Below are 26,386 nucleotides of genomic sequence, written 5' to 3'. Positions count from 1 at the left end.
GCGCCATGAATCATGCCCTGCCCGGAGCCCCCGGCCCACCCCGTGGGGGAACCCCGCCGCGGCGTCTTCTGTAGGGACCCGACAGTGACCGGCGTGCGCGCCTGTCCGGGCTCGATTCTCCGTACGAGGCCGGTGACCGATAGTTTCGTAGCGAACGCAGGTCGGACAGGACACGGAAAGGGTGATCTCTTGAGCCGCTCGGTTCTGGTCACCGGAGGCAACCGCGGCATTGGCCTCGCCATCGCCCGGGCCTTCGCCGAGGCAGGCGACAAGGTCGCCATCACCTACCGCTCGGGGGAGCCGCCCGAGGGATTTTTGGCCGTGAAGTGCGACATCACGGACGCCGAGCAGGTCGAGCAGGCCTACAAGGAGATCGAGGAGAAGCACGGCACGGTCGAGGTGCTGGTGGCCAACGCCGGCGTCACCCGCGACCAGCTGCTCATGCGGATGACCGAGGAGGACTTCACCTCGGTCCTCGACACCAACCTCACCGGCACCTTCCGGGTGGTCAAGCGCGCCAACCGCGGCATGCTGCGGGCGCGCAAGGGCCGGGTCGTGCTGATCTCGTCCGTCGTGGGCCTGCTGGGCTCCGCGGGCCAGGCGAACTACGCCGCCTCCAAGGCCGGGCTGGTGGGCTTCGCCCGCTCGCTCGCCCGTGAGCTGGGCAGCCGTAACATCACCGTCAACGTCGTCGCGCCCGGTTTCGTCGACACCGACATGACCCGCGCGCTCAGCGACGAGCAGCGGGAGGGCATCATGAAGCAGGTGCCGCTGGCGCGTTACGCGCAGCCCGAGGAGATCGCCGCCTCGGTCCGCTTCCTGGCCTCCGAGGAGGCCGCGTACATCACCGGAGCCGTCATTCCCGTCGACGGCGGATTGGGCATGGGTCACTGATCAGCATGAGTGGAATCCTCGCAGGCAAGCGCATCCTGGTCACCGGGGTCCTCACGGACGCCTCGATCGCCTTCCACGTCGCCAAGCTGGCGCAGGAGGAGGGTGCCGAGGTCGTGCTGACCGGGTTCGGCCGGCTCTCCCTCGTCGAGCGCATCGCCAAGCGGCTGCCGAAGCCCGCTCCGGTCATCGAGCTGGACGTGCAGAACAAGGAGCACCTGGACGGCCTGGCCGCCAAGGTCACCGAGCACTTCGGCGACGACCAGCTCGACGGTGTCGTGCACTCCATCGGGTTCGCCCCGCAGGACGCGCTGGGCGGCAACTTCCTGAACACCGAGTGGGAGTCGGTCGCCACGGCCGTCGAGGTCTCGGCGTACTCCCTCAAGGCCCTGACCATGGCGCTGCTCCCGCTGCTGGAGAAGCGCGGCGGCTCGGTCGTCGGCATGGACTTCGACGCGCAGATGGCCTGGCCGAAGTACGACTGGATGGGCGTCTCCAAGGCGGCGCTGGAGGCCACCTCCCGCTACCTGGCCCGTGACCTGGGCCCGAAGAACATCCGCTGCAACCTGGTCTCGGCGGGCCCGATCAAGTCGATGGCCGCCCGCTCGATCCCCGGCTTCGAGGAGCTGACGGACGTGTGGTCCACCCGCGCCCCGATCGGCTGGGACCTCACCGACCCGGAGCCGGCCGGCCGCGGCGTCGTCGCGCTGCTCTCGGACTGGTTCCCGAAGACCACCGGCGAGATCGTCCACGTCGACGGTGGCGTGCACATGATGGGCGCCTGACGCCCGTCAGCGCCTGAACAGCCGCAACGCTGCCCGTCCCGGTCCGCCGGGGCGGGCAGCGTGCGTCGTACGGGGCTCAGCCACCGGCCCGGCAGCCGAAGGGGTGGAGGCTCGCCTCGGTCGCGGCCCGCTCGTCGTCGCCCGCGCGGATCGCCGCCACCAGCCGCGCGTGGTCCACGTGCGCCTCGGGCCGCAGCACGTCGCCCACGTCGGCGCGCAGGAACTCCCGCAGTACGCCCCCGAGGTCGGCGTACAGCTCGGCCAGCACCTCGTTGTGCGAGGCCGCCACGACCGCCATGTGCAGCGTCGCGTCGGCCTCCACGAACGCCGTCGCCGCGCCGGACTCCCAGGCCCGCTCGCGCCGCTCCAGCGCGGCGTCGAGCTGCCGCAGGTCCTGGTCGGTGCGGCGCCGGGCGGCCAGCCGGGCCGCCGTCGCCTCCAGCGCGCTGCGCAGCTCCGCCACGTGCTTGGGGTCGGCGTCCGCGAAGCGGCGGTTCATCACCCCGGCCAGTTCGCTGGTCGCGGCCACGTACGTGCCCGACCCCTGGCGGATGTCCAGCAGGCCGTTGTGCGCCAGGGCCCGTACGGCCTCGCGGACGGTGTTGCGGGCCACCCCGAGCTGTTCGACCAGTTCGGGCTCGGTCGGAATGCGGGAGCCCACCGGCCATTCACCGGACGTGATCTGGGCCCGTAGCTGGGTGATCACCTGGTCCGCCAGCGCGGAGCGCCGGGGCGAGGTCAGTGGCATGTCAGCGCTCCAGAAAGACGGGAACCGGAAGTCCGGCAGGGGGCACCGCGAGAGGATAGCGAGCGCCGGGGCCGGGGGGCCGGGTGCCCGGGCGCGAATTCATTGGACAGGCATTCATCCCATGATTCTATGATGCTGTCCATGACAGACGACTCCCTCGCAACCCTCGGCCCCGGAGCGGGAGCCCCGGACATCCCACCGGAGCGGCACCCGGCCGAACGGCCCGGGCCCGCCGCGGCGCCGGAGCCGGCCCGCGCCCCGGCCGCCCGGCGAGGACTGCCGTTCCTCATGGTCGCCGGCCTGGTCCTGGCCGCCCTCAACCTCCGCCCCGCCATCACCAGCCTCGGCCCGCTCATGGAGGAGGTCCGGTCCGGCCTGGGCATGAGCGCCACCGTGGCCGGGCTGCTCACCTCCGTACCCGCCCTGTGCTTCGCGGTCTTCGGCACCGCCGCCCCGCGGCTGGCCCGGCGCTGGGGCCCCGGTGCGATCGTCTGCGCCGGGATGGCCGCCATCGCGGCGGGTGTCGTCGTACGGCCCTACACCGGCAGCACCGCCGGCTTCCTCGCCGCCACCACGCTGGCCCTCGCGGGCATCGCGGTCAGCAACGTCCTGCTGCCGGTGGTCATCAAGACCTGGTTCCCGGACCGCGTCGGCCCGCTGACCGGCCTGTACTCGATGGCGCTCGCCCTGGGTACCTCGCTGGCCGCGGCACTGACCGTCCCCGTCACGTCCGCGCTCGGCGGTAGCTGGCAGTCCGGCCTCGTGGTGTGGGCGGTGCTCGCCGTCCTCGCCGTCCTGCCCTGGCTCACGGTCGTCCGCGGCCGCGGGGGAGACGGCGGGCCCGCCGCCCGGCAGCCCGCCGCACCGGCCGCGGCGCTGCGGGTCAGCACGTCGCCGACCGCCTGGGCGCTGGCCGTCTTCTTCGGCCTCCAGGCCACCGCCGCGTACATCACCATGGGCTGGATGCCGCAGATCTTCCGCGACGCCGGGGTCCCGGCGGGCACCGCGGGCGTCCTGCTCGCCGTCACCATGGCGATGGGCGTACCGCTGTCCTTCGTGCTGCCCCGGGTGGCCGCCCGGATGCGCAACCAGGGGCCGCTGGCCGTCGGGCTCGGCATCTGCGGGCTGGCCGGCTACGCCGGGCTGTGGCTGGCCCCCGCCTCCGGAGCCTGGGCCTGGGCGCTGCTGCTCGGCATCTCCAACTGCTCCTTCCCGCTGGCCCTGACGATGATCGGGATGCGCTCGCGCAGCGCCGAGGGCGTCGTACGGCTGTCCGCCTTCGTACAGAGCGTCGGCTACCTGATCTCCATCCCCGGCCCGCTCCTGGTGGCCACGCTCTACCAGCACAGCGGCGGCTGGGGGCAGCCCATCGCGCTGATGGCCGGGCTGATGGTGCCCCAGATGGCGGTCGGGATGCTCGCGGGCCGGGACCGCCGGATGGAGGACGAGGCCAAGGTGCGACACTGAAGCCATGCCAGTGCTCGAACCGAATCCGCCGGGCGGACAGAAGAAGCTGCTCATCGTCCTGGGCGCGATGCTCGCCGTGACCGCCGTCATCGCCGTCATCGCGAGCCTCGCCTCCCCCTGACCCGGCCGACGTACCGGAGCCCCGGCCGACGGCCGGCCGTGCCGGGGGAAGAGGGCGACGGTGGGGACAGCCCCACCGTCCCCTAGGGGGCCAGGGTCAGGGGCAAGTGGGTGGCGTACCGGATGGGAACGGCCCCCGCGGGACCGTAGGTTCGGAGCACACCGTGCCGCTGCGGTGGGCGCGGCCGCACCACGCGGCCGCGTCGTCCCCGCCGAAGTCCCCGGAGGCCACCGATGTCCGCCGTCTCCAGCAGGCCGTCCGTATCCCGCCGTCCGGGCGCGCGCACGGGGCTGTCCTGGTGGGCCGTGGCCCTCGCCGTCGTCTCCTTCGTCGCGCTGCTCGTCGTGATGACGGCACCGTCCACGGCGCACGCGGTGAGCGCGTCCCAGAGCCTGGCGCCCGTACTGGAATTCCTTGCCCGCCTCGTCGGCATCGGCGGCTGAGAGCCTCGGGCACAGCCCGGTGACGGCGCCGTCCCGGAAGAGCGTTCACCCTGCGGAGGGAGCGCCTCAACACCTCGCGCCCCGCGCTGCGTTTCGTGCGAAGCTGGACACATGAGCGCCGAAACACCTCGCCGGATTGTCCTTCTTCGCCATGCCAAGGCCGACTGGTCGCAGGAGAGCGACCACGAGCGCCCCCTCGCGGAGCGAGGCCGTAAGGACGCCCCGGTCGCCGGTCACTGGCTGGCCGGAGCCGGGATCACCCCCGACCTGACCCTGTGCTCGACCGCCGCGCGGACGCGCGAGACCTGGAAGCTCGCCGTGAGCGAGCTGCCGCAGCGTCCCAGGACCGTCTACGAGGAGCGGCTGTACGAAGCCTCCCTCGGTGAACTGATCGCCGTGCTGAACGAGACCTCCGACGACGTGACCGACCTGATGCTGGTCGGCCACAACCCCGGGATGCACGCCCTCGCCGACGCGCTGGCGGGCGAGGCCGAGGGCGACCTGCTGGCGCGGATGAACCGCAGCGGCTTCCCGACCTCCTCGATCGCCGTACTGACCTTCACCGGCTCCTGGAAGACGGTCGAGCACGGCGTCGGCCGCCTGGTGGCTTTCTGGGCGCCGCACGCCTGACCGGGTGCCCCGGCCGCACCGGACGGACGAGGGCTCCGGCGCCGTGTGGCGCCGGAGCCCTCGTGCGTGTCCGGGGGAGCGGGAGGCAGGATCAGCCGTCGTGCGGGCCCGGAGGGAGGGACGGCTCTCAGTCGTCGTGCGGGCCCGGAGGGGGGAGGCGGCTCTCAGTCGTCGTGCGTGTCCGCCGCCTCGACCTCTTCACGGGTGATGCCCAGGAGGTACAGCACGGTGTCCAGGAACGGCACGTTCACCGCCGTGTGCGCGGCCTGGCGCACCAGCGGCTTGGCGTTGAAGGCGACACCCAGGCCCGCCGCGTTCAGCATGTCCAGGTCGTTGGCGCCGTCGCCGATCGCGACGGTCTGCGCGAGCGGCACACCGGCCTCGTGCGCGAAGCGGCGCAGCAGCCGGGCCTTGCCCGCCCGGTCCACGATCTCGCCGGTCACCTTGCCGGTGAGCTTGCCGTCCACTATCTCCAGCGTGTTGGCGGACGCGAAGTCCAGTCCCAGCTCCTCCTGGAGCGCGTCGGTGACCTGGGTGAACCCTCCCGAGACGACACCGACTTGGTAGCCCAGGTGCTTCAGGGTGCGCACCAGCGTCCGCGCGCCGGGGGTCAGCCGTACCTCCTTGCGCACCAGCTCCACCACCCCCGCGTCCAGCCCCTTCAGGAGCGCGACGCGGGCGTGCAGCGACTCCTCGAAGTCCAGCTCGCCGCGCATCGCCGCCGCGGTGACCTCGGCGACCTCCCGCTCGCAGTCCGCGTGCGCCGCGAACAGCTCGATGACCTCGTCCTGGATGAGGGTGGAGTCGACGTCCATGACGACCAGCCGCTGCGCCCGGCGCTGCAGCCCCGAGGCGACCACCGCGACATCCACGCCGAGCGCGGCCGCCTCGGTGGCCAGCGCGGTGCGCAGCGGCTCGGTCGGGGTGCCGGAGACCGCGAACTCGACCGCGGTGACGGGGTACTTGGCGAGCCGGAAGATACGGTCGATGTTGCCGCCGGTGCCGGTGATCGCGGCGGCGATGGCGGCGGTGGACTCCGCGGTGAGCGGGTGGCCGAGCACGGTGACGTGCGAGCGGCCGGTGCCGCGCGGCCGGTTGTCGCCGATGCCGGAGATGATCTCGGCCTGGAGGTTCAGCGACTCGGCCCAGCTGTGCACGGTGGCGCGCAGGTCGCCCTCGGTGACGCCGGACGAGCCGCCGGCCGGTACGGGGGTGGTGACCAGGACGCACAGCACGATGCGGCCCCGGGTGACCACCTGCTCGATGTCGACGACGTCGACGGAGTAGGCGGCGAGAGTGTCGAAGAGCCCGGCGGTGATGCCGGGCCGGTCCTTGCCGAAGATCTTGACGAGAAGGGTCGGTACGTCGTCGCCCGGTACGGCGGTGGCAGGCGGGATCTGCGATGCGCTCATGGTGCTCTTACGGTAACCGGCCCGCGCCGGCCGCCGTACAGGTGTCCGTGGTACGGACGGGCCCCTGCCCGGCGCCCTGCTCAGCCCTCCGCCCGCTCACCTCCTGCCCAGCGGCCTTCTCCTGGCTGTCCGGGTGGCGGCGGCCCTTGAGGTGGCTGCTCAGGCGGCCTCTCGGGAGTCCCCTCAGACATCCTCCTCGGCCGGGCCGTCGGCCGGGTCCTCGCGCCGCTGCCGCGGCCTGCCGCGCGGCTTCGGCGGCACCGGGGGACGCGGGGGAGGCGGCGGCCGGTGCCCGCCACCCACCGTGGGACGCGACTCGGGCGGCGGCGGGGCCTCCGGCGGCCTGCTCCCGGGCCGACGGGCCGTCGGCGCCGCGTGCCCGGCGGGCGGCGGGCCCCAGTCCGGGGTGTGCGGGGGCTGCTCCGGCGGTGGCGGCCAGGTCTGGGTCTCCGGCATGGGCCCCGGCGGTGGCGTGGGCCAGCTCTGCCTGCGCGGCGGCTCACCGGCTGCCGGCGGCCCGCCGGGGGACGTCCCGGGCGGCTTCGCCTCCTGTGGCGGGCGCATGTAGGGGTTGGTGTCGGCGTGCGGTGGCCGGTAGGCGGGGGAGGGGGTGTACGGGCCGGGCCGGTAGGCGGCGTCCGGGTAGTCCTGGGCGCCGGGCTGCCCGTGATCCTGCATCCGAGCGTCCTGCATCCGGGAGCCCTGGGCGCGGGAATCGTGTGTACGGGAGCCCCGCATCCGGGAATCCTGCGTACGGTGCTCCCGCATACGGCCCCCATGATCCCCGGCGCCCTCCCGCCCGTGCTCACGCCCGCCCTCCGCCAACAGCTCCGCGTCTCCGGGCAGCCGTACCGCACGTCGCCCCGCGGCCCCGGTGGCGCATGCCAGCAGCCCGCCCAGCAGGCCCGCCGCCGCTCCCCACACCGCCCCCAGCGCGAACGCCGCCGGCACGCTCCCGCGCAGCTCCAGACCCGCGCCGAAGGCGTCGAACCCGAAGACGGACAGGCTCGCGTCGGCCGAGACGCCGGTCAGGTGGACCCACAGCGGCAGGGTCAGCGCCGTCAGTCCGCCCAGACCGGCCGCGCACCGCAGGGCGAACGGCAGCGTCCGGACGCCCGCCTTCGGCGTACGGACCGCCGTGAGCACGCCCGCGAGCAGCATCATCAGCGCGGCGGCCACCGGCAGCAGCCACACCCTGCCGTCCAGCTCGGCGAGCCTTCCGACGGTCAGCGGGATGTCGTTCCGCCCGTCGAGCAGCCGGTCCACGGGGTCGGGCAGGAACCGGGTGAGTACGCCGGACGCGCTGCCGTGCCAGGGGACGAGCAGGCCGAGCGGAATGCCGAGCCAGACGCCGTTCGGGGCGGCGAGCAGCGCCGCGCCCAGGACCCGCCGCGGATGGTCGTCGCCGACGGCCGCGTACCCGGCTGCCGCCAGACCCGCGGCCACCGCGACCAAGGCCACCGTGACCAGCGCCGACGCCGCGGGCCGCACGTATCGGTGGGCCGCCTCCAGCGCACGGGGCAGCGGCGCACGCCGGGACGCCAGCACCGCGACGGCCAGTACCCCCAAGATCCACACCGTGCCGCCGGCGAGGGAGGCGCCGGTGTCCACGGCGAACCCGACGGACGCCTCGGCGCCGATGAGATCGGCGATCCGGCCGGGCAGCCCACCGCTGTCCCCGCCGTCGCCGATCCCGAGGTCGCCCAGGCCGTCGCGCAGCCGGTCCAGCAGTCCGCCGTCGCCGCTGCCGCCTCCCGAGCCGCTGCCACCGCCGCCGATCAGCCCGCCCAGTCCGGCCAGCGTCTTGCCGTCGATCGTCACGGAGTCGTGGCTGGCCCAGGCCAGGAAGGCCAGCAACGCGATGAACAACCCCGCCGACGCACCGATCCTGGCGGCCAGTTCACCCCACCCGATCGTCGCGCCGGCCCGGCGCAGTGAGCGGGCGAACACCCACCCCAGCACCAGCGCGCCCACCAGCCCCACGCCCAGCGGGGCGAGGTCGACGGCGGCCCGGGCGGCCTGCCCCTCCAGACCGAAGGCGCTCACATCGCCCGACGGTGTCACCGAGCCGCCCACGGCCAGCACCACCGCCGCGGCGGTCAGCGGCCCGAGCGACGCCGCCGAGTCGGCGCCCAGCAGGTGCAGTCCCAACGCGGCCACCCCGGCCATCGCCAGGAACGCCCAGCTGACCGCGGCGACGGCGGACAGCAGCACATCGCCCCAGCGGATTCCCGCGGTCCTCGCAGCGGTCATCGACAGCCCCCGTTCCCAGACGGCTCGCCCCGAACGCGCGAGATGCCATGATCCGTGCGCATCCGTGGGCGCTTACCACTCTCCGTGGGCCTTTCGCCGTCGTCAACGCAGCCGGCTCAGGACCTTGCGCGACCGGTTTTTTGGCTCCGGGCACCGCGCCTGAAATAGTTCCTCACGATGTTCGCCATCCCTAGACTTCCCATACAGGGCGTCACTCGGGGGACTATGTAATGGGACATGGAGTGCCTGAACTCGTACTCGAATTGAACGGACGGACCTGGACGCTCGACCCGTCCCGGTCCTACAGCCTGGGCAGGGATCCGCAGGGCGACATGGTGCTGGACGACGCCAGGGTCTCCTGGCGGCACGCCACCGTGCGCTGGGGCGGGCGCAGTTGGGTCATCGAAGACCAGGGCAGCACCAACGGCACGTACGTCCAGGGGCAGCGGATCCACCAGATGGAGATCGGCCCCGGCTCCGCGGTGCATCTCGGCAACGCCACGGACGGCCCGCGGCTGACCCTGTCCGGCAGTGCCGCGCCGGCCGGCGTGCACGGCGCGCCGACCGCGATGGCTCCGCCGCAGGCCGCCAGGCCCGCGCCGCAGCAGCAGGGCGCGCCGGGCTGGGCCGCGCCGCCGCACGCCCAGCAGCCGCCGGTCCATCAGGCGCCCGCCCACCAGGCGCCCGCCCACCAGGCCCCCGCCCACCACGCCCCGGCCCGTCAGGCACCCGCCCACCAGGCACCGCGCCAGCCCCCGGCCCACCAGGTGCCGCAGCAGGGCTGGAATCAGCAGCCGCAGGCCCCGTACGCCCAACAGCCCCCGCACGGCGGGCCCGCCGTGGCCCAGCAGCCTCCCGCGTCCCAGCAGCCCCCCGGGGACCGGTCCCGCGCCGCCGCCCCGCCGGTCTACGGCGACCGCAGCCCGACCACGTTCCACCGCCTCGACCTCGGCCGCGTCATGCGCATCGGCCGCGCGCTGGAGAACGAGCTGGTCGTCTCCGACCTCCAGGTCTCCCGGCACCACGCCGAGTTCCGGGCCACGCCCGACGGCCGCTTCGAGATCCACGACCTCGGCAGCCACAACGGTACGTACATCAACGGCCAGCCGGTCCCCAAGTCCGGCAAGGCGCCGGTCGGTCCGAACGACATCATCGGCGTCGGCCACTCCACCTTCCGGCTGGTCGGCGACCGGCTGGAGGAGTTCGTCGACACCGGTGAGGTGTCCTTCTCCGCCCGCCACCTGACCGTCACGGTCGACGGCGGCAAGCAGATCCTCAAGGACGTCTCCTTCGGCGTCCCGGAGAAGTCGCTGGTCGCGGTGATCGGCCCGTCCGGGTCCGGCAAGTCCACCCTGCTCAAGGCGCTGACCGGCTACCGGCCCGCCGACCAGGGCGACGTCCTGTACGACAACCGCAACCTCTACAAGCAGTTCGCCGAGCTGCGCCAGCGCATCGGCCTGGTCCCGCAGGACGACATCCTCCACAAGGAGCTGACCGTCCAGAAGGCCCTGAAGTACGCGGCCAAGCTGCGCTTCCCCGGTGACACCGCCGAGGCCGAGCGCACGGCCCGGATCGACGAGGTGCTGCGCGAGCTCAAGCTCGACATCCACAAGGACAAGAAGGTCACCTCCCTCTCCGGCGGCCAGCGCAAGCGCGTCTCGGTCGCCCTGGAGCTGCTGACCAAACCGTCCCTGATCTTCCTGGACGAGCCGACCTCCGGCCTGGACCCGGGCATGGACCGCGACGTCATGCAGCTGCTGCGCGGCCTCGCCGACGACGGCCGTACGGTCCTGGTGGTCACCCACTCCGTCGCCGAGCTGGCCCTGTGCGACAAGCTGCTGGTGATGGCGCCGGGCGGCGGCGTGGCCTACTTCGGCCCGCCCGAGGAAGCGCTGAACTTCTTCCAGTACGACTCCTGGGCGGACGTCTTCTCCGCCTTCGAGAACTACCGCGACTACGACTGGATGGGCCGCTGGCGCGGCTCCCCGCACTACCAGATGTACGCCGCGGACATCGACGCCGTCGCCCCGCAGTCGGTCTCGGTCCAGGCACCCCCGGCCCGGATGCAGAAGTCGCAGAGCTGGGGCGCGCAGCTGTGGACCCTGATGCGGCGCTACGTCTCCGTGCTCGCCTCCGACCGCGGCTTCCTCGGCCTGATGCTGATCCTGCCGGCGGTGCTCGGCGTGGTGTCCATCCTCATCCCCAGCCAGCACGGCCTCGGCTACGGGCCCAAGGGCCCCAACCGCGACGCCAGTACGATCATGCTGATCCTGGCGGTCGGCATGTGCTTCTCGGGCGCCGCCAACTCGGTCCGTGAGCTGATCAAGGAGCGGGTCATCTACGAGCGCGAACGGGCCACCGGCCTGTCGCGTTCCGCGTACCTGATGTCCAAGGTGATCGTGCTCGGCGTGGTCACCGCCTTCCAGGGCGTGATCATCGCGGTGATCGGCTTCAGCCCGCGCAAGATGCCCACCGAGGGCGTGCTGCTCAAGAACCTGCCGGCCGTCGAGATGGGGCTCGCCGTCATCGCGCTCGGCTTCACCTCGATGATGTTCGGCCTGATCATCTCGGCGCTGGTCAAGACCGCCGAGAAGACCATGCCGCTGCTGGTCATGTTCGCCATCGTGCAGGTGGTCTTCACCGGTGTGCTCTTCCAGCTCTTCGACACGGTCGGCGTCGCGCAGGTGGCGTGGCTGATGCCGTCGCGCTGGGCGGTGGCCGCGATGGGCGCGACCGCCGACATGAACACGCTGCTGCCGTGGGAGGCGGGCAACCCCGACCCGCTGTGGAAGCACGAGGCGAGCGTCTACGCGATGGACCTGGTCATCCTGCTCGCCCTCGGCGTGGCCCTCGCCTTCGTGGTGGCCCGGCTGCTGCGCCGCCACGAGCCCGAGGTCATGCGCAAGTAGGGGCGCACGGCACGACGACGACCGCCGAGGGGCGGCACCCGGTGCGGGTGCCGCCCCTCGGCGGTCGCGCGTCCTGACGGGGACGGACGGCGTGGCCTACGCGGCGCGCGCCGGTCCGGCTCAGTACGCCGAGTTGACGTTGTCCATCGAGCCGTAGGTCGCGGCGGCGTACTTGCACGCGGCGGTGATGTTGGCGACCGGGTCGAAGATGTCCCAGGACGTGCCGTCGACGTGGTACGCCTGGAACGTCGGGTCGATGACCTGGAGCAGGCCCTTGGACGGGGTGCCCTGCTGCGCGTTGGAGTCGTAGCCGTTGACGGCCTGCGGGTTGCCGGTCGACTCGCGCATGATGTTGCGGTAGATGCCGTCGTAGGAGCCGGGGATGCCCTGCTTCTGCATGATGTCCAGCGACTCGCGGATCCAGCCGTCCAGGTCGTTGCTGTACGTCTTGGCCGGCTCCGGGGCCGGGGCGGCGGCGCGGTCGGCGGACCTGCTCGCGGCCTCCTGGTCCTTGCGCTCCTGGTCGGCCTTGGCCTTGGCGTCGGCCTCTTCCTTGGCCTTGGCGTCCTTCTCGGCGTCTTCGGCCTTCTTCTTGGCCTCGGCGGCGTCCTTCTCGGCCTGCTGGGCGGAGGCGTCCGCCTGCTTGCCGATGGTGTCCTGCTGGGTCTTGGCCGCGTTGTCGACCGCGCTGAAGGCGACCGGCTTGACGTTCTGGACGGCGGCCCGGTCGTGACCCTGCTCGGCGTCGGCCGAGCCCGGTACGACGGCGAAGACCAGGGCGGCGGCACCTGCCGCGGCGACGCCGGCGGCCGAGAGCTTGTGCGTCCGGTTCAGGCGGGCGTAGCCGGGAATGGCGTGCTTGGGCATGGGGGGACTGACCTCTATCCGACGGGGGTGCGCCGCTGTGGCCGGGAAAGGCGGTGAACGCCGAGTTCTGTCCACGGCGCCGAGCGACGGGAGTCATTGTTAGCGGCCGAAAATTCGACGAGCAAAGAGCCGCTTTACGATGCCGCTTAGTGGAACCCGGGGCGCGGATATCGCGTCACGGCCGGGTTCTCCCGGCGTCATCACCGGGTCCACCCCAGGTACAGCCCGCATCATCCAAAAGTCGTACGCACGCCGGAAAGCCACTAATGCCGTTCGTAAGTGACCTGGGTCCTATGTGCGGCGTCACACCGGGCACAAGGTTTAGTTGCCCGGTGTGATTGCCTTCGCACACTGCGTCAGTGAATTAGATCTCCACCAGCACCTGGTCCAGGGTCTTTCGGACCAGATCCGGTACGCGACAGTCCCGCGCCGGATATCCGACCGGAATCACGGCGAACGCCTTCTCGTTGGCCGGCCGCCCCAGCACCTCCTGGAGGAAGCGCATCGGACTCGGTGTGTGCACCAGCGCCGACAGACCCGACAGGTGCAGCGCGGACAGCAGCATCCCGACCGCGATGCCCACCGACTCGTCCACGTAGTAGTGCTTGTGCTTGCTGCCGTCCGGGCCCAGCCAGTACCGCTGCTGGAAGACGACGATCAGGTGCGGGGCGTCCGTCAGATGCGGTTTGATCTCGTCCGTGCCCAGCGGCCGCAGCGCCGCCAGCCACTCCTCGCCGAGCCGCCCCGCGTAGGAGACACGTTCCTCCTCCTCCGCGGCCTCCCGGATGCGCTGCCGCACCTCCGGGTTCTTGACCAGGACGAACGTCCAGGGTTGCTGATGCGCGCCGGAGGGCGCGGTGGCCGCGCAGGCGATGGCGTCCCGCACCACCTGCTCCGGCACCGGATCGGCGGAGAACTGCCGGACGGTCCGCCGCCGGTCCATCCGCTCCCGCAGGTCGGCGGCGCGGGCCAGCGATTCGCCGGCCGGCATCCGCTCCGGGTGGTACGGCACCGACCGGTAGGGATCGCCGTGGGTCGGTGTCCAGTTCCTCGTTGGTGTCGACATGCTCCGAGTCTGGAGGTCAGGCCGGCAGTACGAGGTGGAGATCCCCGAACTCGTGCCACCGGTACCGCTGCCGTGCGGCCTCCGCGTACGCCCGGCTCAGCGCGTCGCCGAAGCCCGCGCCGCCCGCGGCGGCCCGCCCCACCGCCTCCAGCGTCAGCAGGTGCGACGCCCCCGGCTCGTGCAGCCCGGTCAGCAGCCCGTGCACCGCCCGCACCCCGCGCTCCGGGGTGACGACCAGATCCGTCCACCCGGAGGCCGCCCGGATCCGTCCGTCCGGCCCGGCCGCGCTCTCCAGCGCCCGCACCACCGTCGTCCCCACCGCCACCACCCGGCCGCCGCCCGCCCGCGCCGCGTTGATCTGCCACACCGTGGACGGCGGCACCGCGAAGCGCTCCGGGTACGGCGGCTCGTACGCCTCCGCCGACGCCACCCCCGTGTGCAGCGTCACCGGCGCGATCTGCACCCCCCGGCTCACCAGCCGCGCCACCAGGGACGCGGTGAACGGCCGCGCCGCACTCGGCATCCGCGCACTGCCCCCGCCGTCCGGCGAGCCCACCGCGAACACCGTCCGGTACGCGGCCGGCGGCTGGTCCCGGTCCGTGCAGCCGTACCGGATCGGCCGCCCGTACCGCCGCAGCACGTCCAGGACCGGCGCCCCCGACACCCGCGCCCACCACAGCCGTACGCCCCCGGGGTCCACCGGAGCCCGCAGCGTCAGCCGCGCGCCGCCCGGCAGCCGCACCACCGCGCCCGCCGGGCCGCCCGCCCGCTGCCGGGTACTGCCGCAGCCGTCCGGCGTCCGCAGCTCCACCGCCCAGTCCCCGGCCGCCGCCTCCGGCCGCGGATACCGCCGGTCCGCCCGCGTCGAGAAGTGCACCACCACCGGCTCGCCGCGGCCCCGCCCGTCCCCGATCCGGCCGTCCACCGCCGCCGGCAGGGTGCGCGAGGTGTTCACCACCAGCACGTCCCCGGCCGACAGCAGTTCCGGCAGCTCCCGGAACGCGTGGTGCGCCGGCTCCGCCGTACCCCGGCTGACCAGGAGACGCACCGCGTTCCGTCCCAGGCCCGGCGCGCGCTGCTCGGCCGGCTCCCGCGCCGCCGGCTCGGCCGGCTCCCGCAGCACCTCGGCGGTCACCGGGCACCGCCCAGCAGGCCCGGCGCCGCGTGCCGCCCACTGGCCGCACCGGCGTCCAGCAGCCGCCCCGGCGCCGGTACGACCGTCTCGGGCAGCGGACGCCCGGAGCCGTCGCCGTCCGGCACGGCCGCCGCGTCGGAGCCGATGTTCAGTACGGCCCCACCGGAGCCGGGCGCTTTGGTGGTTTCTGTCCGTATAGGTGCAGTGTCATCCCCTATAGAAGGGGAAGGGGCGGACGCCGCGAAGAGCTGCGAGGTCCGCGGCAACGGCAGTGCCTCCTGTACGAGCCCCAACGGCGCCACCGCATTGACCTCCAGCGCAGCCCGCAGCCCGTCCAGCGGGTGCGCCTCCAGCCGCACCAGCGGCTCGGCACCCAGCACGCTCGCGCTGTTCACCGGCAGGTCCGGCCCGCCCAGCTCCCGCGCCGCGGCCACCAGCTCCGCCCGGTGCGCGGCGTCCGCCACGTCCCCCGGCAGCGCCATCACCCGCGCCCCCGCCCGGCGCATCCCCCGTGCCTCCTCCAGCGGCCCGGCCGACCTGGCGTCCACCACCAGGTCCCAGCCACGCCCGGCCAGCGCCGCGCCCGGCGCTCGCCCCAGCCCCTTCGATTTCGATGCTCCCGTGACGACCGCCACCGGCATGGCCCGCACCACCTCTCGCCTCGTCGGGCGCCGTCGCCGCCCCGATCCGCGTCCTCGCCGCTCACGCTAGGAACCGGACGGCCCGGGCCGCCTCGGGCAGCGGGCGGGACGGCCCAGGGCACTTCGCCCTAGGCCGGTGGGCCTAAGCGAAGGCCGCCGGTGGTCCGATACGGCTGTCAGTGCCCGCCGGTACCGTGAAGCCATGACCAACGGACCGGGAGACGGACACGGGCCGGGAGACGGGCCGGGCGCCGGGATCCCCGCCGTGAGCAGCGCGATCCTCGCCATGAGCCGGCACCTGGAGGTGCGCGACGTGCTCAAGACGATCGTCGCCTCCGCCCGCGAACTGCTCGACGCCGAGTACGCCGCCCTCGGCGTGCCCGACGACCACGGCGGCTTCGCCCAGTTCGTGGTCGACGGCGTCAGCGAGGAGCAGTGGAAGGCCATCGGCCCGCTGCCGCGCCAGCACGGCGTCCTCGCCGCGATGCTGCACCACGCCACCCCGGAGCGGCTCGCCGACGTCCGCACCGACCCCCGCTTCGGCGGCTGGCCCGCCGCCCACCCGGACATGTCCGACTTCATCGGCCTGCCGGTCGCCGACGGCGACGAGATCCTCGGCGCGCTCTTCCTCGCCAACAAGAAGTGCCCCAAGCCCGCGGGCGGCTGCGGCTTCACCGCCGAGGACGAACGGCTGCTCGGCATACTCGCCCAGCACGCCGCCATCGCCCTCACCAACGCCCGCCTCTACGAGCGCAGCCGCGAACTGACCATCGCGGGGGAGCGGGCCCGGCTCGCCCACGAACTGCACGACGCCGTCGCCCAGAAACTCTTCTCGCTCCGGCTGACCGCCCAGGCCGCCACCGCCCTGGTGGACCGCGACCCGGCCCGCGCCAAGGACGAGTTGCAGCAGGTCGCCGCCCTCGCCGCGGAAGCCGCCGACGAACTGCGCGCCGCCGTCGTCGAGTTGCGGCCCGCCGCCCTGGACGAGGACGGCCTCGTCGCCACCCTGCGCTCCCAGACCCAGGTCCTGGACCGCGCCCACCACGCACAGGTCACCTTCGAGGCCCAGGGCGTACGCGCCCTGCCCGCCGCCCAGGAGGAAGCACTGCTGCGGGTCGCCCAGGAGGCCCTGCACAACGCCCTGCGGCACGCCGGCGCCGACCGCGTCGAGGTCACCCTCGTACGCCACGGCCCGGGCGCCCTGCTGCGCGTCGCCGACGACGGCCGCGGCTTCGACACCGGCGCGGTCCGCCGCGCGGGCCGTCACCTGGGCCTGGTGTCGATGCGGGACCGGGCGAGCGGTGTCGGCGGCCGGCTCACCGTGGAATCGGAGCCCGGCAAGGGCACTGCTGTGGAGATGGAGGTACCCGGTGGGTGAAGACACGAGGGGCAGCGCGATGGGGGTCCCCCCGGGCGAAGCCCGGGGGAGTTCCGAACGAAGGGCGGTGGCGGGCGACGGGCGGGCCATCAGGGTCCTGCTGGTCGACGATCACCAGGTCGTCCGCCGCGGACTGCGCACGTTCCTGGAGGTCCAGGACGACATCGAGGTGGTGGGGGAGGCGTCCGACGGCGCCGAGGGCATCGCCGCCGCCGAGCAACTGCGCCCGGACGTCGTCCTGATGGACGTCAAGATGCCGGGCATGGACGGCATCGAAGCCCTCCGCAAGCTGCGCGAACTGGACAACCAGGCCCGCGTGCTGGTCGTCACCAGCTTCACCGAACAGCGCACCGTCGTCCCGGCACTCCGCGCGGGCGCCGCGGGCTACGTCTACAAGGACGTCGACCCGGACGCGCTGGCCGGCGCCATCCGTTCCGTGCACGCCGGACACGTCCTCCTCCAGCCCGAGGTGGCCGGCGCCCTCCTCTCCCAGGAGGACGGCAACAACGGGCAGGGGCGTGGCACCTCGCTGACCGAGCGGGAGCGTGAGGTCCTCGGCCTGATAGCGGACGGCCGCTCCAACCGCGAGATCGCCCGCGCGCTGGTGCTGTCCGAGAAGACCGTCAAGACCCATGTGTCCAACATCCTGATGAAGCTGGACCTGGCCGACCGCACCCAGGCCGCCCTCTGGGCGGTCCGGCACGGCATCGGCGCCTGAGGGACGGCGGCCGGGAGCCGCACCGGCGCCGGTCCGACTATCAGGACGTGCGCCGGTTCGCCGTCATCCCATCCGAGATTCATACCGTCGGGTGTACGTCACCCGTGTGGCGCAACCCGTCAGGCGTCCGGCCGTTCTCCATGACGTGCCGCGGAAGTCGACCGCGGCCGTCGTTAGGAGAGGTCAGAGAAGTGAAGAACATCAAGAGGGCCGTGGCCGTCACGATCGCCACGGGCGGACTCGCCGTCGCCGGTGCCGGTATCGCCTCCGCCCAGGGTGTCGCGCAGGGCCACGCCGTGAACTCCCCCGGCGTCGCCTCCGGCAACCTGCTCCAGGTCCCGGTGCACGTCCCGGTCAACGTCACCGGCAACACCGTCTCGGTCATCGGTGTCCTGAACCCGGCCTTCGGGAACCGCAGCCACAACTCCTGACCGCCTCCGCGCGACGGGCCGGCCCGGCCACCCACCCCCGACGGGCCGGCCTCGCCGAGCACCCGATGACCACCACCCCACGGCCCCGCGCCGACACGTGAGGAACACTTCCATGAACACCGCCAAGAAGGCCGCCTTCGTCCTCGCCACCGCCGGACTGGCCGCCGGTGCCGCCGCCGGGTCCGCCGCCGCGACCGGGAACGCGCACGCCAACGGCGCGGCCACCAAGTCCCCCGGTGTCCTCTCGGGCAACCTCGTACAGATCCCCGTGAACGTGCCCGTCAACGTCTCCGGCAACACCGTCAATGTCGTCGGCCTCCTCAACCCGGCCCACGGCAACGCCGCCGCGAACCGCTGACCCACGGCACACCCCGCCGCACCCCCGGACCGCGCCGGCACCCGCGGCCACCCGAAGGCCCCGCCCGACCGCACCCCGGTCGGCGGGGCCTTTTCCGTACGGAGGCGGCCCGGCCCCGCCCGCCGGCGCTCACCCCCGGCGCCGCTCCGCCTCCTCCACATACGCGTTGTACGCCGCCACCTGCGCCCGCCGGGCCGTACGCTCCACCGGCCGCAGCGCCTCGGCCCGCGCCGCCATCTCGGACGCGCTCACCGCACCGCCGTGCTCCCGCCCGTCCCCGCCGGCGCCCCGCGCGATACCGATCAGCGCGCCGACCCGCTGCGCCAGCTCCAGCACCCGCACCGCCCGCGGCGGATATCCGGGCGCCAGCACCTGCCGTCCGGCCTCGGCCCGCGCGCGGTACGCCTCCAGCGCCGCCTGCGCGACCGGTCCGGAACCCGCCACGTCCAGCCGGGAGAGCACCTCGGTCGCCTCCCGCAGCGCCTCCGCCAGCTCCCGCTCCGCCTCGCCGAGGGAGGGCACGTCCGCCGGGGGAGCGTCCCGTACGGGCAGGCAGTGCCAGACCACCTCCACATGCACGTCCTCGCGCGGCACCCCGGCGCCCTCGGGTCCGGACTCCCACACCTCCGGGACGAGCCCGAGCCCCGCCCCGGACGCCAGCACCGCCTCCTCGGCCTCCATCGCCCGCGCGTTGAACTCCGCGGGGCCGCTCAGCCCCAGCGGATGCCCGGGCACCGGCAGCGCCACCCGCAGGCCGGTCGCCCCCAGCGCCCGCAACCGCCCCAGGGCGAGCGTCAGCCCGACCGGGCCCGGCTCCCCGGGCAGGCCCCGCACGCGGTGCACCGCGTCGTCGTCCGCGATCCGCTGCGCGGCTTCATCAGGTGAGACAAGCCCGGCCAACAGGGCATTTCCCCACGCGGCCAGCCGTCCCGAACGAGGTTCATCGAGCATGTCCCCAGCCTAAGGACAGGCACTGACATCGAGTGGCGTAGGTTTGCAGGGGGGATGCGCCCACAGGCGCACGAGACCGACCGATATGCAATGGGAGACAACGCGCTCATGAGCGATGTGCTGGAGCTGGTGGACGTATCCGTGGTCCGCGAAGGACGGGCTCTGGTGGACCAGGTCTCCTGGTCGGTCAAGGAGGGCGAGCGCTGGGTGATCCTCGGCCCCAACGGCGCCGGCAAGACCACCCTGCTCAACGTCGCCTCCAGCTACGTCTTCCCGAGCACCGGCACCGCCTCGATCCTCGGCGAGACCCTCGGCAAGGTCGACGTCTTCGACCTGCGCCCGCGCATCGGCGTGGCCGGCATCGCCCTCGCCGACAAGCTGCCGCGCAGCCAGACCGTCCTGCAGACCGTGCTCACCGCCGCCTACGGCATGACCGCCGGCTGGCGCGAGCAGTACGAGGACATCGACGAGCAGCGCGCCCGCGCCTTCCTCGACCGGCTCGGCATGAACGAGTACCTCGACCGGAAGTTCGGCACCCTCTCCGAAGGCGAGCGCAAGCGCACCCTCATCGCCCGCGCGATGATGACCGACCCCGAGCTGCTCCTCCTGGACGAGCCCGCTGCCGGCCTCGACCTCGGCGGCCGCGAAGACCTCGTACGCCGCCTCGGCCGGCTCGCCCGCGACCCGTACGCCCCCTCCATGATCATGGTCACCCACCACGTCGAGGAGATCCCCCCGGGCTTCACCCACGTCCTGATGATCCGCCAGGGCAAGGTCCTGTCCGCCGGACCGCTCGACCTGGAACTGACCTCCAGCAACCTCTCGCACTGCTTCGGCCTGCCACTGGTCGTCGAGCGCAACGGCGACCGCTGGACCGCGCAGGGCCTGCCGCTCTCCTGAAGGGCCCCTTCCTGAAGAGCGCGGCACCACCGCGCCCTTCCTGACCGGACGGCCCCTGTCCCGGGCCGTCCGGCGGATCTACCATGAAGGCGTGGATCCATGGGTGTGGTGGCTCATCGCCGCCGTAGGACTGGGCATTCCGCTCGTCGTGACCGCGATGCCCGAGTTCGGCATGCTCGCGGTCGGTGCCGTCGCCGGTGCCGTCACCGCGGGACTCGGCGGAGGCACGGTCATGCAGTTCGTCGTCTTCGCCGCCGTCTCGGTCGCGCTCATCGCGGTGGTACGCCCCATCGCCAACCGCCACCGGAACCAACGCCCGCAACTGGCCTCGGGGATCGACGCCCTCAAGGGCCGCTCCGCCACCGTCCTGGAACGGGTCGACGCCTCGGGCGGCCGGGTCAAGCTGGGCGGCGAGGTCTGGTCCGCCCGAGCGCTGGACGGGGACCAGGTCTACGAACCGGGCCAGAAGGTGGACGTGGTGGAGATCGAAGGTGCCACCGCGGTCGTCATGTGAGCGTTCAAGCCAGTCGTCGTACGAGCGCACGGATGAGGCGAAGCGCCTGCGTGGCGGCCGGCCGCTCTGAAAGACTCGATCAAGACCAGGCCGGCACAGGCCGCCGCAGTCAGCAACCGAGGGGTACCGGGGAGCCGCAGTGCAACCGATCATCATCGTCCTGATCATCCTGGTGGTGCTCGTTTTCGTCGCACTCATCAAAACGATCCAGGTCATCCCGCAGGCCAGCGCCGCCATCGTCGAGCGCTTCGGCCGCTACACCCGCACCCTGAACGCGGGCCTGAACATCGTCGTCCCGTTCATCGACTCCATCCGCAACCGCATCGACCTGCGCGAACAGGTCGTCCCCTTCCCGCCGCAGCCGGTGATCACCCAGGACAACCTGGTCGTGAACATCGACACCGTCATCTACTACCAGGTCACCGACGCGCGCGCCGCGACGTACGAGGTCGCCAGCTACATCCAGGCGATCGAGCAGCTCACCGTCACGACCCTGCGCAACATCATCGGCGGTATGGACCTGGAGCGGACCCTGACCTCCCGCGAGGAGATCAACGCGGCCCTGCGCGGCGTTCTGGACGAGGCCACCGGCAAGTGGGGCATCCGCGTCAACCGCGTCGAGCTCAAGGCCATCGAGCCGCCGACCTCCATCCAGGACTCGATGGAGAAGCAGATGCGCGCCGACCGTGACAAGCGCGCCGCCATTCTCCAGGCCGAAGGTGTCCGGCAGTCCCAGATCCTCACCGCCGAAGGTGAGAAGCAGTCCTCGATCCTGCGCGCCGAAGGTGAGGCCAAGGCCGCCGCGCTGCGCGCCGAGGGCGAGGCCCAGGCGATCCGGGTGGTCTTCGAGTCCATCCACGCCGGCGACCCGGACCAGAAGCTGCTGTCCTACCAGTACCTCCAGATGCTGCCGAAGATCGCCGAGGGGGACGCCAACAAGCTCTGGATCGTGCCCAGCGAGATCGGCGACGCCCTCAAGGGCCTCGGCGGCGCCATCAACAGCTTCAACCCCGCGGGCGGCGCCCCGGCCGGCGGCCCCGGCATGACCAAGTCCGCCCCGCACCGCGAACAGCCCCCCATCGACTGACCCGGTTCCTCCCAGGACCGGCCCGGTTCCTCCCAGGGCCCGCCCCCGGCAGCACGCGCGCAGTGCTGTTACCGGGGGCGGGCCCTGGTGCATGATCAGGCCGGACCGTACCGATCATGTACGAGGGAGCCCGTATGACCGTCTGGGAAGCGCTCGCCGTCTTCGGCGCGGGCGGTGCGGCCGGCGCGATCAACGTCGTCGTCGGCTCCGGAACCCTGATCACCTTCCCGGTCCTGCTGGCCGTCGGTCTGCCACCGGTCACCGCCAACGTCTCCAACACCCTCGGCCTGGTGCCCGGTTCGCTCAGCGGCGCCTTCGGCTACCGCCGCGAACTGGCCGGCCAGGCACACCGCATACGCCGCTTCGGCGCCGCGGCCCTGGCCGGCGGCCTGATCGGCGCGGCCCTCCTCCTGGTGCTGCCGTCCGACGCCTTCGACGCGATCGTGCCCGCCCTGATCGCCGTGGCGCTCGTCCTCGTCGTCCTCCAGCCCCGGCTCGCCGCCGCCCTGCGCGCCCGCCGCGAACGCAACGGCACCACCGTCCGGACGGACGGTGGTGCCCTGCTGCTGACCGGACTCTTCTTCGCGAGCATGTACGGCGGCTACTTCGGCGCCGCCCAAGGGGTCATCTACCTCTCCCTGATGGGCCTGCTGCTCAGCGAGGACCTGCAACGCCTCAACGCCGTCAAGAACGTACTGGCCCTGTTCGTCAACGGCGTCGCCGCGCTGTTCTTCCTCTTCGCCGCGCCCATCGACTGGCTCGCCGTCGTCCTCATCGCCGCGGGCTCGGCCCTCGGCGGCCTGCTCGGCGCCAGGATCGGCCGCCGGCTGCCACCCGCCGTACTGCGCGGAGTGATCGTCGCCGTCGGCATCGCGGCGATCACCCAACTGCTGCTGAGGTGACCCGTCCGGACGCTACGCCGACAGCCCCAGCCACTCCGGCAGCTCCTCCCGTACGGAACCGGCCAGCGCCGCCACCAGCGCATCGGCGGGCGTCGGCTCGAACGGCCGGGTCAGCAGCCGCATCCCCGCCTGCTCCGGCGTCCGGTCCGCCTTGCGGTGATTGTCCTCGACGCAGGACGCGACCGTGTTCAGCCAGCTGTCCCCGCCGCCGCGCGACCGCGGCACGATGTGGTCCACGGTCGTCGCCCGCCGCCCGCAGTACGCGCACCGGTGCTGGTCACGCACCAGCACACCCCGCCGCGACCACGCCGCCTGTCTTCGGAACGGCACCCGTACGTACCGGCTCAGCCGGATCACCCGAGGTACCGGCACCTCCACCGCCGCGGCCCGGATCCGCAGCCCCGGATGCGCCTGCTCGACCACGGCCTTGTCCTGCATGACCAGCACCACCGCCCGCCGCAGCGACACCGTCGCCAGCGGCTCGAAGCTCGCGTTGAGCACCAGTGTCTCGCGCATCCCGTCCACCTCCCGGTCCCCGTTCGCCGCTCGGCGAAGTGGCTCCACTGTGCAGCTCCAGTGATCCCCTGGACAACGCAATTTCCGCACGCCACAAGGGAGATGGGAGATGACGGGGAGGTGAAGGTACGGGTGCGCGGAAGGGGGCGGAAGGAAGCACGCCGCGGCGCGGAGCGGGCGGCACGCTCCGGGGCCCCACCCCCGTGCGTTCGCCGGGACCCCGGAGCGTATGGCAGCCGATGCGGCCGTCCGACACGAGAACGGACTCCGGCAGACGGCCGGCGACACACCTGCGCCCGCCGTCCCCGCCGCTGCGGTACCGGCTGCCCGACGGCCGTCCTGCGCGCCGTTTGCCAGCCATGCACCACTGTGCGAGCGGAAGCGCCGGGGCGCAACGGAATTAGGGCCGGTGTCCGTACCGGCCGGAAACGGCCCGGTACGGACACCGGCCCCCTGTTCAGCTACCGGCCGGCACCTCGTACTCGCCGATGAGCTGCGCCCGCCCGATCGCGTGGAACCGCAGATTGAAGCCGACCACGGCCGGCGTCGCGTCCGCGTCCGGGCCCAGCTTCTCCTGGTCCACCGCGTACACGGTGAAGACGTAGCGGTGCGGCCCGTCACCGGGCGGCGGCGCCGCACCCGTGAAGTCCGGCGACCCCGCGTCGTTGCGTACGTGCACGGCGCCCTCCGGCAGCCCCTTCATGGCACCGCTGCCGGCACCGGCGGGCAGCTCGGTGACCGACGCGGGGATGTCGAACACCGTCCAGTGCCAGAAACCACTGCCGGTCGGCGCGTCCGGGTCGAAGCAGGTGACCGCGTAGCTGCGGGTCCCCTCCGGCGCGCCTTCCCACCGCAGGTGCGGCGAGGTGTTGCCCTCCGCCTGCACCTGCGCCGACGGAAGCCTGCCGCCGTCGGTCACCTCGTCGCTCACCACGGTGAACCCGGCCACCGGCGGATGGAAATCGTGCGGGAGCGGCCGGCGCTTGAGCTCGGACACCTGGGCACCTCCTGAGTCGCGAATGGACACCTGTCCGGCCAGGTTAGATCCTGCGCCGCGACCCCCGGCGCCCGGCCGGGGTGCGGACACGGGCCCGTCAGAGCCAGTTGCGCCGGCCGCCGACCTCGGCCAGCCACTGGTTGAGGTACGCCGCCCAGTCGGTCGCCTGATAGCCGTCCAGCGGCACCACGAACGAGCGGTACGTGTCGCTGCCCTCGCTGAACAGCCCCGGCTTCTTGTCCATCTCCAGCACCACGTCCATCTCCCGGTCGTCCGCCACGAAGGACAGCTCGACCTGATTCAGGCCCCGGTACTGCTGCGGCGCGTGGAACTCGATCTCCTGGTAGAAGGGCAGCCGCTGCCGGGTACCGCGGATGTGCCCCTGCTCCAGGTCCGCGCTCTTGAACCGGAACCCGAGCCGGCCGAAGGCGTCCAGCAGGGCCTGCTGCGCGGGCAGCGGATGCACGTTGACCGGGTCGAGGTCGCCGGAGTCCACCGCACGGGCGATCGCCAGCTCCGTCGTCACCCCGACGTGCATCCCGTGCAGCTGCTGCCCGAGGAACGTCGTCACCGGCGTCTCCCACGGGATCTCCAGCCCGAACGGCACCGTGTGCACCGCGCCGGCCTGCACCTCGAAGGCCCCGCCGAGCTGGAGCTTGGTGAACTCGACGTCCCGCTTGTACTCCTGTTCACCGCCCTCGACCTCCACCCGCGCCTGGAGGCCCACCGACAGCTTCTCGATCTGCTGGGCGACCGAACCGCCCTCGATCCGCACCTCGCCCTGCACGACCCCGCCCGGCACGACGTTCTCCTCGAAGAGCACCGTCTCCACCGACGCGCCTCCGGCCCCCAAGCTGGCCAGCAGCTTCTTGAACCCCATGCTCGTTCCTCCCCAGGCAGACGCCTGTACCTCGTGTGATGCGCCGTGATCCCGGCCGGTCCGTTCCCTACCCACGCCGGACGGCCGCCGCCGGTTCCGCGGCGACCGGTTCCGTGGGCGCCACCCTCCCAACGGAACGCCCCGGTGGCCAGTCGCCCCCCGGTGCTTCGCGTCGCTCTCCGTTACCCTTGATCCGCATGATCGTCGCACCGGACCGCCGACCGCTCACGCGGGACTTCTTCGACCGTCCCGTCCTGGACGTCGCGCCTGAGCTGCTCGGCCGCACTCTCGTACGCCGCACCCCGCAGGGGCCGATCGAACTGCGCATCACCGAGGTCGAGGCATACAACGGCTCCTCGGACCCGGGCTCCCACGCCTACCGGGGACGTACCGCGCGCAACGCCTCGATGTTCGGACCTCCCGGTCACGCGTACGTGTATTTCATCTACGGCATGTGGTTCAGCCTCAACCTGGTCTGCAACAAGGAGGACACCGCCAGCGGTGTGCTGCTCCGGGCCGGCGAAGTGCTCACCGGAACGGAGCAGGCAGCCGAACGCCGTCCGAAGGCGCGCAACGCCCGCGAACTGGCCAAGGGCCCGGCCCGGCTCGCCACCGCCCTCGACATCGACCGCTCCCTGGACGGCACGGACATCTGCTCGACCGACCCGGACCAGCCGCTCACCGTCCTGCACGGCCACCCGGCGGAGGCCGCCGAGGTGCTCAACGGGCCGCGTACGGGCATCAGTGGCGAGGGCGCCGTGCACCCGTGGCGCTTCTGGATCGACGGCGACCCCACCGTCAGCCCGTACCGCGCCCACGTGCCGCGCAAGCGCCGGAGCAGGGCTGCTTGACTCTGCGCTCCGGACCGCCTAACGTGGCCCGAGCCGCTTGACACGGGCAGCGCTGTCTGCGCGGGCCGCCGAGCGACGCAAACCCACTACCTACGAACGATTACCCCCGGCGGGGTCTTGTTTCGCTTGCCGAAATTCGAAGCCGCCACGGCGCGATTATGTGCCGCACGGGAATTCGCCTAAAGTAGTGATCACGCCGAAAGGCGTAACACACCCCGCCGACGGGGCATCGGAAACGAATTCGATCCGGCAACGGACCGGGAATCGGATCTGATAACGTCGGAAGGGCCGGAAAGCGAGAGCTGAACGGCCGCCCCGCTCCAGCAGGGGCCGGAAACGGAAAGCGGAAACGCCGAACGGATCTGGTAAGGTTGGAACCGCGAAGAAACCGAAAGGCCGAAACGCACCGGCGAAAATCAGGACCGCGAGGATCTGATAGGGTCGGAAACGCAAGACCGAAGGGAAGCGCCCGGAGAGCCTGGTGAAACAGGCACAAAGGAAGCGTCCGTTCCTTGAGAACTCAACAGCGTGCCAA

At 72.5% G+C, this 26,386-nt stretch carries 27 protein-coding genes; 16 read left to right on the top strand and 11 right to left on the bottom strand.

Annotated elements, in window-relative coordinates; all coding sequences use genetic code 11:
* Positions 1 to 189: 189 nt before the first annotated feature.
* The gene (gene fabG / locus ACZ4QV_RS28025) at positions 190 to 894 is read left to right on the top strand and encodes a 3-oxoacyl-[acyl-carrier-protein] reductase (protein WP_361142223.1); all 705 of its coding nucleotides are present in this window, start codon (positions 190 to 192) and stop codon (positions 892 to 894) included.
* A 5-nt stretch (positions 895 to 899) separates the two neighbouring features.
* On the top strand, positions 900 to 1,676 hold the full coding sequence (gene fabI, locus ACZ4QV_RS28020) for an enoyl-ACP reductase FabI (RefSeq protein WP_030021378.1): 777 nt from the start codon (positions 900 to 902) through the stop codon (positions 1,674 to 1,676).
* Positions 1,677 to 1,752: 76 nt separating this feature from the next.
* Here fabI and ACZ4QV_RS28015 read toward each other — a convergent pair whose 3' ends face one another.
* A complete protein-coding gene (locus tag ACZ4QV_RS28015) occupies positions 1,753 to 2,424 on the bottom strand; it encodes a FadR/GntR family transcriptional regulator (RefSeq protein WP_361617234.1) in 672 nt (223 codons plus the stop codon).
* A gap of 141 nt (positions 2,425 to 2,565) precedes the next feature.
* Between ACZ4QV_RS28015 and ACZ4QV_RS28010 the strand changes: the two genes are divergently transcribed.
* The 4 genes from ACZ4QV_RS28010 to ACZ4QV_RS27995 all read left to right on the top strand — a co-directional run bounded on the left by ACZ4QV_RS28010 (position 2,566) and on the right by ACZ4QV_RS27995 (position 5,085).
* Positions 2,566 to 3,891, top strand: a complete 1,326-nt coding sequence (locus ACZ4QV_RS28010; protein WP_361142217.1) for a CynX/NimT family MFS transporter — start codon at positions 2,566 to 2,568, stop codon at positions 3,889 to 3,891.
* Between the two features lie 4 nt (positions 3,892 to 3,895).
* Positions 3,896 to 4,012 carry an SGM_5486 family transporter-associated protein gene (locus ACZ4QV_RS28005; protein ID WP_275126387.1) on the top strand — a complete coding sequence of 39 codons (117 nt, stop codon included), beginning with the start codon at positions 3,896 to 3,898 and terminating at the stop codon, positions 4,010 to 4,012.
* A gap of 233 nt (positions 4,013 to 4,245) precedes the next feature.
* Complete coding sequence (locus tag ACZ4QV_RS28000) at positions 4,246 to 4,455, top strand: hypothetical protein (RefSeq protein WP_361592077.1); 210 nt, start codon at positions 4,246 to 4,248, stop codon at positions 4,453 to 4,455.
* Between the two features lie 111 nt (positions 4,456 to 4,566).
* Positions 4,567 to 5,085 (top strand): SixA phosphatase family protein, encoded by a 519-nt coding sequence (locus ACZ4QV_RS27995; RefSeq protein WP_361142212.1) that lies wholly within the window; start codon positions 4,567 to 4,569, stop codon positions 5,083 to 5,085.
* Positions 5,086 to 5,249: 164 nt separating this feature from the next.
* Here the strand turns inward: ACZ4QV_RS27995 and serB are convergent, their stop codons facing one another.
* Together serB and ACZ4QV_RS27985 are read right to left on the bottom strand one after the other, a co-directional pair.
* Positions 5,250 to 6,497 carry a phosphoserine phosphatase SerB gene (gene serB / locus ACZ4QV_RS27990; RefSeq protein ID WP_361142209.1) on the bottom strand — a complete coding sequence of 416 codons (1,248 nt, stop codon included), beginning with the start codon at positions 6,495 to 6,497 and terminating at the stop codon, positions 5,250 to 5,252.
* Positions 6,498 to 6,680: 183 nt separating this feature from the next.
* Complete coding sequence (locus ACZ4QV_RS27985) at positions 6,681 to 8,750, bottom strand: streptophobe family protein (protein ID WP_361619375.1); 2,070 nt, start codon at positions 8,748 to 8,750, stop codon at positions 6,681 to 6,683.
* Positions 8,751 to 8,980: 230 nt separating this feature from the next.
* Here ACZ4QV_RS27985 and ACZ4QV_RS27980 point away from each other — a divergent pair, with 230 nt between their 5' ends.
* Positions 8,981 to 11,659, top strand: coding sequence for an FHA domain-containing protein (locus ACZ4QV_RS27980; RefSeq protein ID WP_361619373.1), 2,679 nt, complete (start codon positions 8,981 to 8,983; stop codon positions 11,657 to 11,659).
* A 120-nt stretch (positions 11,660 to 11,779) separates the two neighbouring features.
* Here the strand turns inward: ACZ4QV_RS27980 and ACZ4QV_RS27975 are convergent, their stop codons facing one another.
* From ACZ4QV_RS27975 to ACZ4QV_RS27960, 4 genes are all read right to left on the bottom strand, one after another.
* The gene (locus ACZ4QV_RS27975) at positions 11,780 to 12,526 is read right to left on the bottom strand and encodes a transglycosylase SLT domain-containing protein (RefSeq protein WP_361142201.1); all 747 of its coding nucleotides are present in this window, start codon (positions 12,524 to 12,526) and stop codon (positions 11,780 to 11,782) included.
* Between the two features lie 364 nt (positions 12,527 to 12,890).
* Positions 12,891 to 13,592, bottom strand: a complete 702-nt coding sequence (locus ACZ4QV_RS27970; protein ID WP_361142198.1) for a nitroreductase family protein — start codon at positions 13,590 to 13,592, stop codon at positions 12,891 to 12,893.
* A gap of 16 nt (positions 13,593 to 13,608) precedes the next feature.
* On the bottom strand, positions 13,609 to 14,727 hold the full coding sequence (locus ACZ4QV_RS27965) for an S-adenosylmethionine:tRNA ribosyltransferase-isomerase (RefSeq protein ID WP_361592071.1): 1,119 nt from the start codon (positions 14,725 to 14,727) through the stop codon (positions 13,609 to 13,611).
* On the bottom strand, positions 14,724 to 15,368 hold the full coding sequence (locus ACZ4QV_RS27960; RefSeq protein ID WP_361640349.1) for an SDR family oxidoreductase: 645 nt from the start codon (positions 15,366 to 15,368) through the stop codon (positions 14,724 to 14,726). The genes ACZ4QV_RS27965 and ACZ4QV_RS27960 overlap by 4 nt, the downstream gene beginning before the upstream one ends.
* Positions 15,369 to 15,570: 202 nt before the next feature.
* On the opposite strand from ACZ4QV_RS27960, the gene ACZ4QV_RS27955 reads away from it, so the two are divergent.
* The 4 genes from ACZ4QV_RS27955 to ACZ4QV_RS27940 all read left to right on the top strand — a co-directional run bounded on the left by ACZ4QV_RS27955 (position 15,571) and on the right by ACZ4QV_RS27940 (position 18,253).
* Positions 15,571 to 16,746, top strand: coding sequence for a GAF domain-containing sensor histidine kinase (locus ACZ4QV_RS27955; protein WP_361142190.1), 1,176 nt, complete (start codon positions 15,571 to 15,573; stop codon positions 16,744 to 16,746).
* A gap of 19 nt (positions 16,747 to 16,765) precedes the next feature.
* Positions 16,766 to 17,464: a response regulator transcription factor gene (locus ACZ4QV_RS27950; protein ID WP_361142187.1), complete on the top strand. Its 699-nt coding sequence runs from the start codon at positions 16,766 to 16,768 to the stop codon at positions 17,462 to 17,464.
* Between the two features lie 191 nt (positions 17,465 to 17,655).
* Positions 17,656 to 17,895 (top strand): chaplin, encoded by a 240-nt coding sequence (locus ACZ4QV_RS27945; protein ID WP_361142185.1) that lies wholly within the window; start codon positions 17,656 to 17,658, stop codon positions 17,893 to 17,895.
* A 112-nt stretch (positions 17,896 to 18,007) separates the two neighbouring features.
* Positions 18,008 to 18,253 (top strand): chaplin, encoded by a 246-nt coding sequence (locus ACZ4QV_RS27940; RefSeq protein ID WP_361142182.1) that lies wholly within the window; start codon positions 18,008 to 18,010, stop codon positions 18,251 to 18,253.
* A 129-nt stretch (positions 18,254 to 18,382) separates the two neighbouring features.
* On the opposite strand, the gene ACZ4QV_RS27935 is transcribed toward ACZ4QV_RS27940, so the two are convergent.
* Positions 18,383 to 19,204: a hypothetical protein gene (locus ACZ4QV_RS27935; protein WP_361142180.1), complete on the bottom strand. Its 822-nt coding sequence runs from the start codon at positions 19,202 to 19,204 to the stop codon at positions 18,383 to 18,385.
* 108 nt (positions 19,205 to 19,312) lie between these two features.
* Between ACZ4QV_RS27935 and ACZ4QV_RS27930 the strand changes: the two genes are divergently transcribed.
* From ACZ4QV_RS27930 to ACZ4QV_RS27915, 4 genes are all read left to right on the top strand, one after another.
* Positions 19,313 to 20,104 carry an ABC transporter ATP-binding protein gene (locus ACZ4QV_RS27930; protein ID WP_030021395.1) on the top strand — a complete coding sequence of 264 codons (792 nt, stop codon included), beginning with the start codon at positions 19,313 to 19,315 and terminating at the stop codon, positions 20,102 to 20,104.
* Positions 20,105 to 20,207: 103 nt separating this feature from the next.
* A complete protein-coding gene (locus ACZ4QV_RS27925; protein WP_030021396.1) occupies positions 20,208 to 20,618 on the top strand; it encodes an NfeD family protein in 411 nt (136 codons plus the stop codon).
* Between the two features lie 139 nt (positions 20,619 to 20,757).
* Positions 20,758 to 21,705, top strand: coding sequence for an SPFH domain-containing protein (locus tag ACZ4QV_RS27920; protein WP_361592066.1), 948 nt, complete (start codon positions 20,758 to 20,760; stop codon positions 21,703 to 21,705).
* Positions 21,706 to 21,839: 134 nt separating this feature from the next.
* Positions 21,840 to 22,607 (top strand): sulfite exporter TauE/SafE family protein, encoded by a 768-nt coding sequence (locus tag ACZ4QV_RS27915; protein ID WP_361142174.1) that lies wholly within the window; start codon positions 21,840 to 21,842, stop codon positions 22,605 to 22,607.
* Positions 22,608 to 22,619: 12 nt separating this feature from the next.
* Here ACZ4QV_RS27915 and ACZ4QV_RS27910 read toward each other — a convergent pair whose 3' ends face one another.
* The 3 genes from ACZ4QV_RS27910 to ACZ4QV_RS27900 form a co-directional block, all read right to left on the bottom strand.
* A complete protein-coding gene (locus ACZ4QV_RS27910; protein ID WP_361142171.1) occupies positions 22,620 to 23,123 on the bottom strand; it encodes an HNH endonuclease in 504 nt (167 codons plus the stop codon).
* Positions 23,124 to 23,580: 457 nt separating this feature from the next.
* On the bottom strand, positions 23,581 to 24,120 hold the full coding sequence (locus ACZ4QV_RS27905; RefSeq protein WP_361142169.1) for a YbhB/YbcL family Raf kinase inhibitor-like protein: 540 nt from the start codon (positions 24,118 to 24,120) through the stop codon (positions 23,581 to 23,583).
* A gap of 97 nt (positions 24,121 to 24,217) precedes the next feature.
* Positions 24,218 to 25,000, bottom strand: a complete 783-nt coding sequence (locus ACZ4QV_RS27900) for a sporulation protein (RefSeq protein WP_361592064.1) — start codon at positions 24,998 to 25,000, stop codon at positions 24,218 to 24,220.
* A gap of 197 nt (positions 25,001 to 25,197) precedes the next feature.
* Between ACZ4QV_RS27900 and ACZ4QV_RS27895 the strand changes: the two genes are divergently transcribed.
* Positions 25,198 to 25,851 (top strand): DNA-3-methyladenine glycosylase, encoded by a 654-nt coding sequence (locus tag ACZ4QV_RS27895; protein WP_361142163.1) that lies wholly within the window; start codon positions 25,198 to 25,200, stop codon positions 25,849 to 25,851.
* Positions 25,852 to 26,386 lie beyond the last annotated feature (535 nt).

Source organism: Streptomyces sp. NPDC026394 (assembly GCF_055567735.1).
The sequence above is the reverse complement of the archived record's forward strand: the minus strand, read 5'-3'. Positions and strand labels throughout refer to the sequence as shown.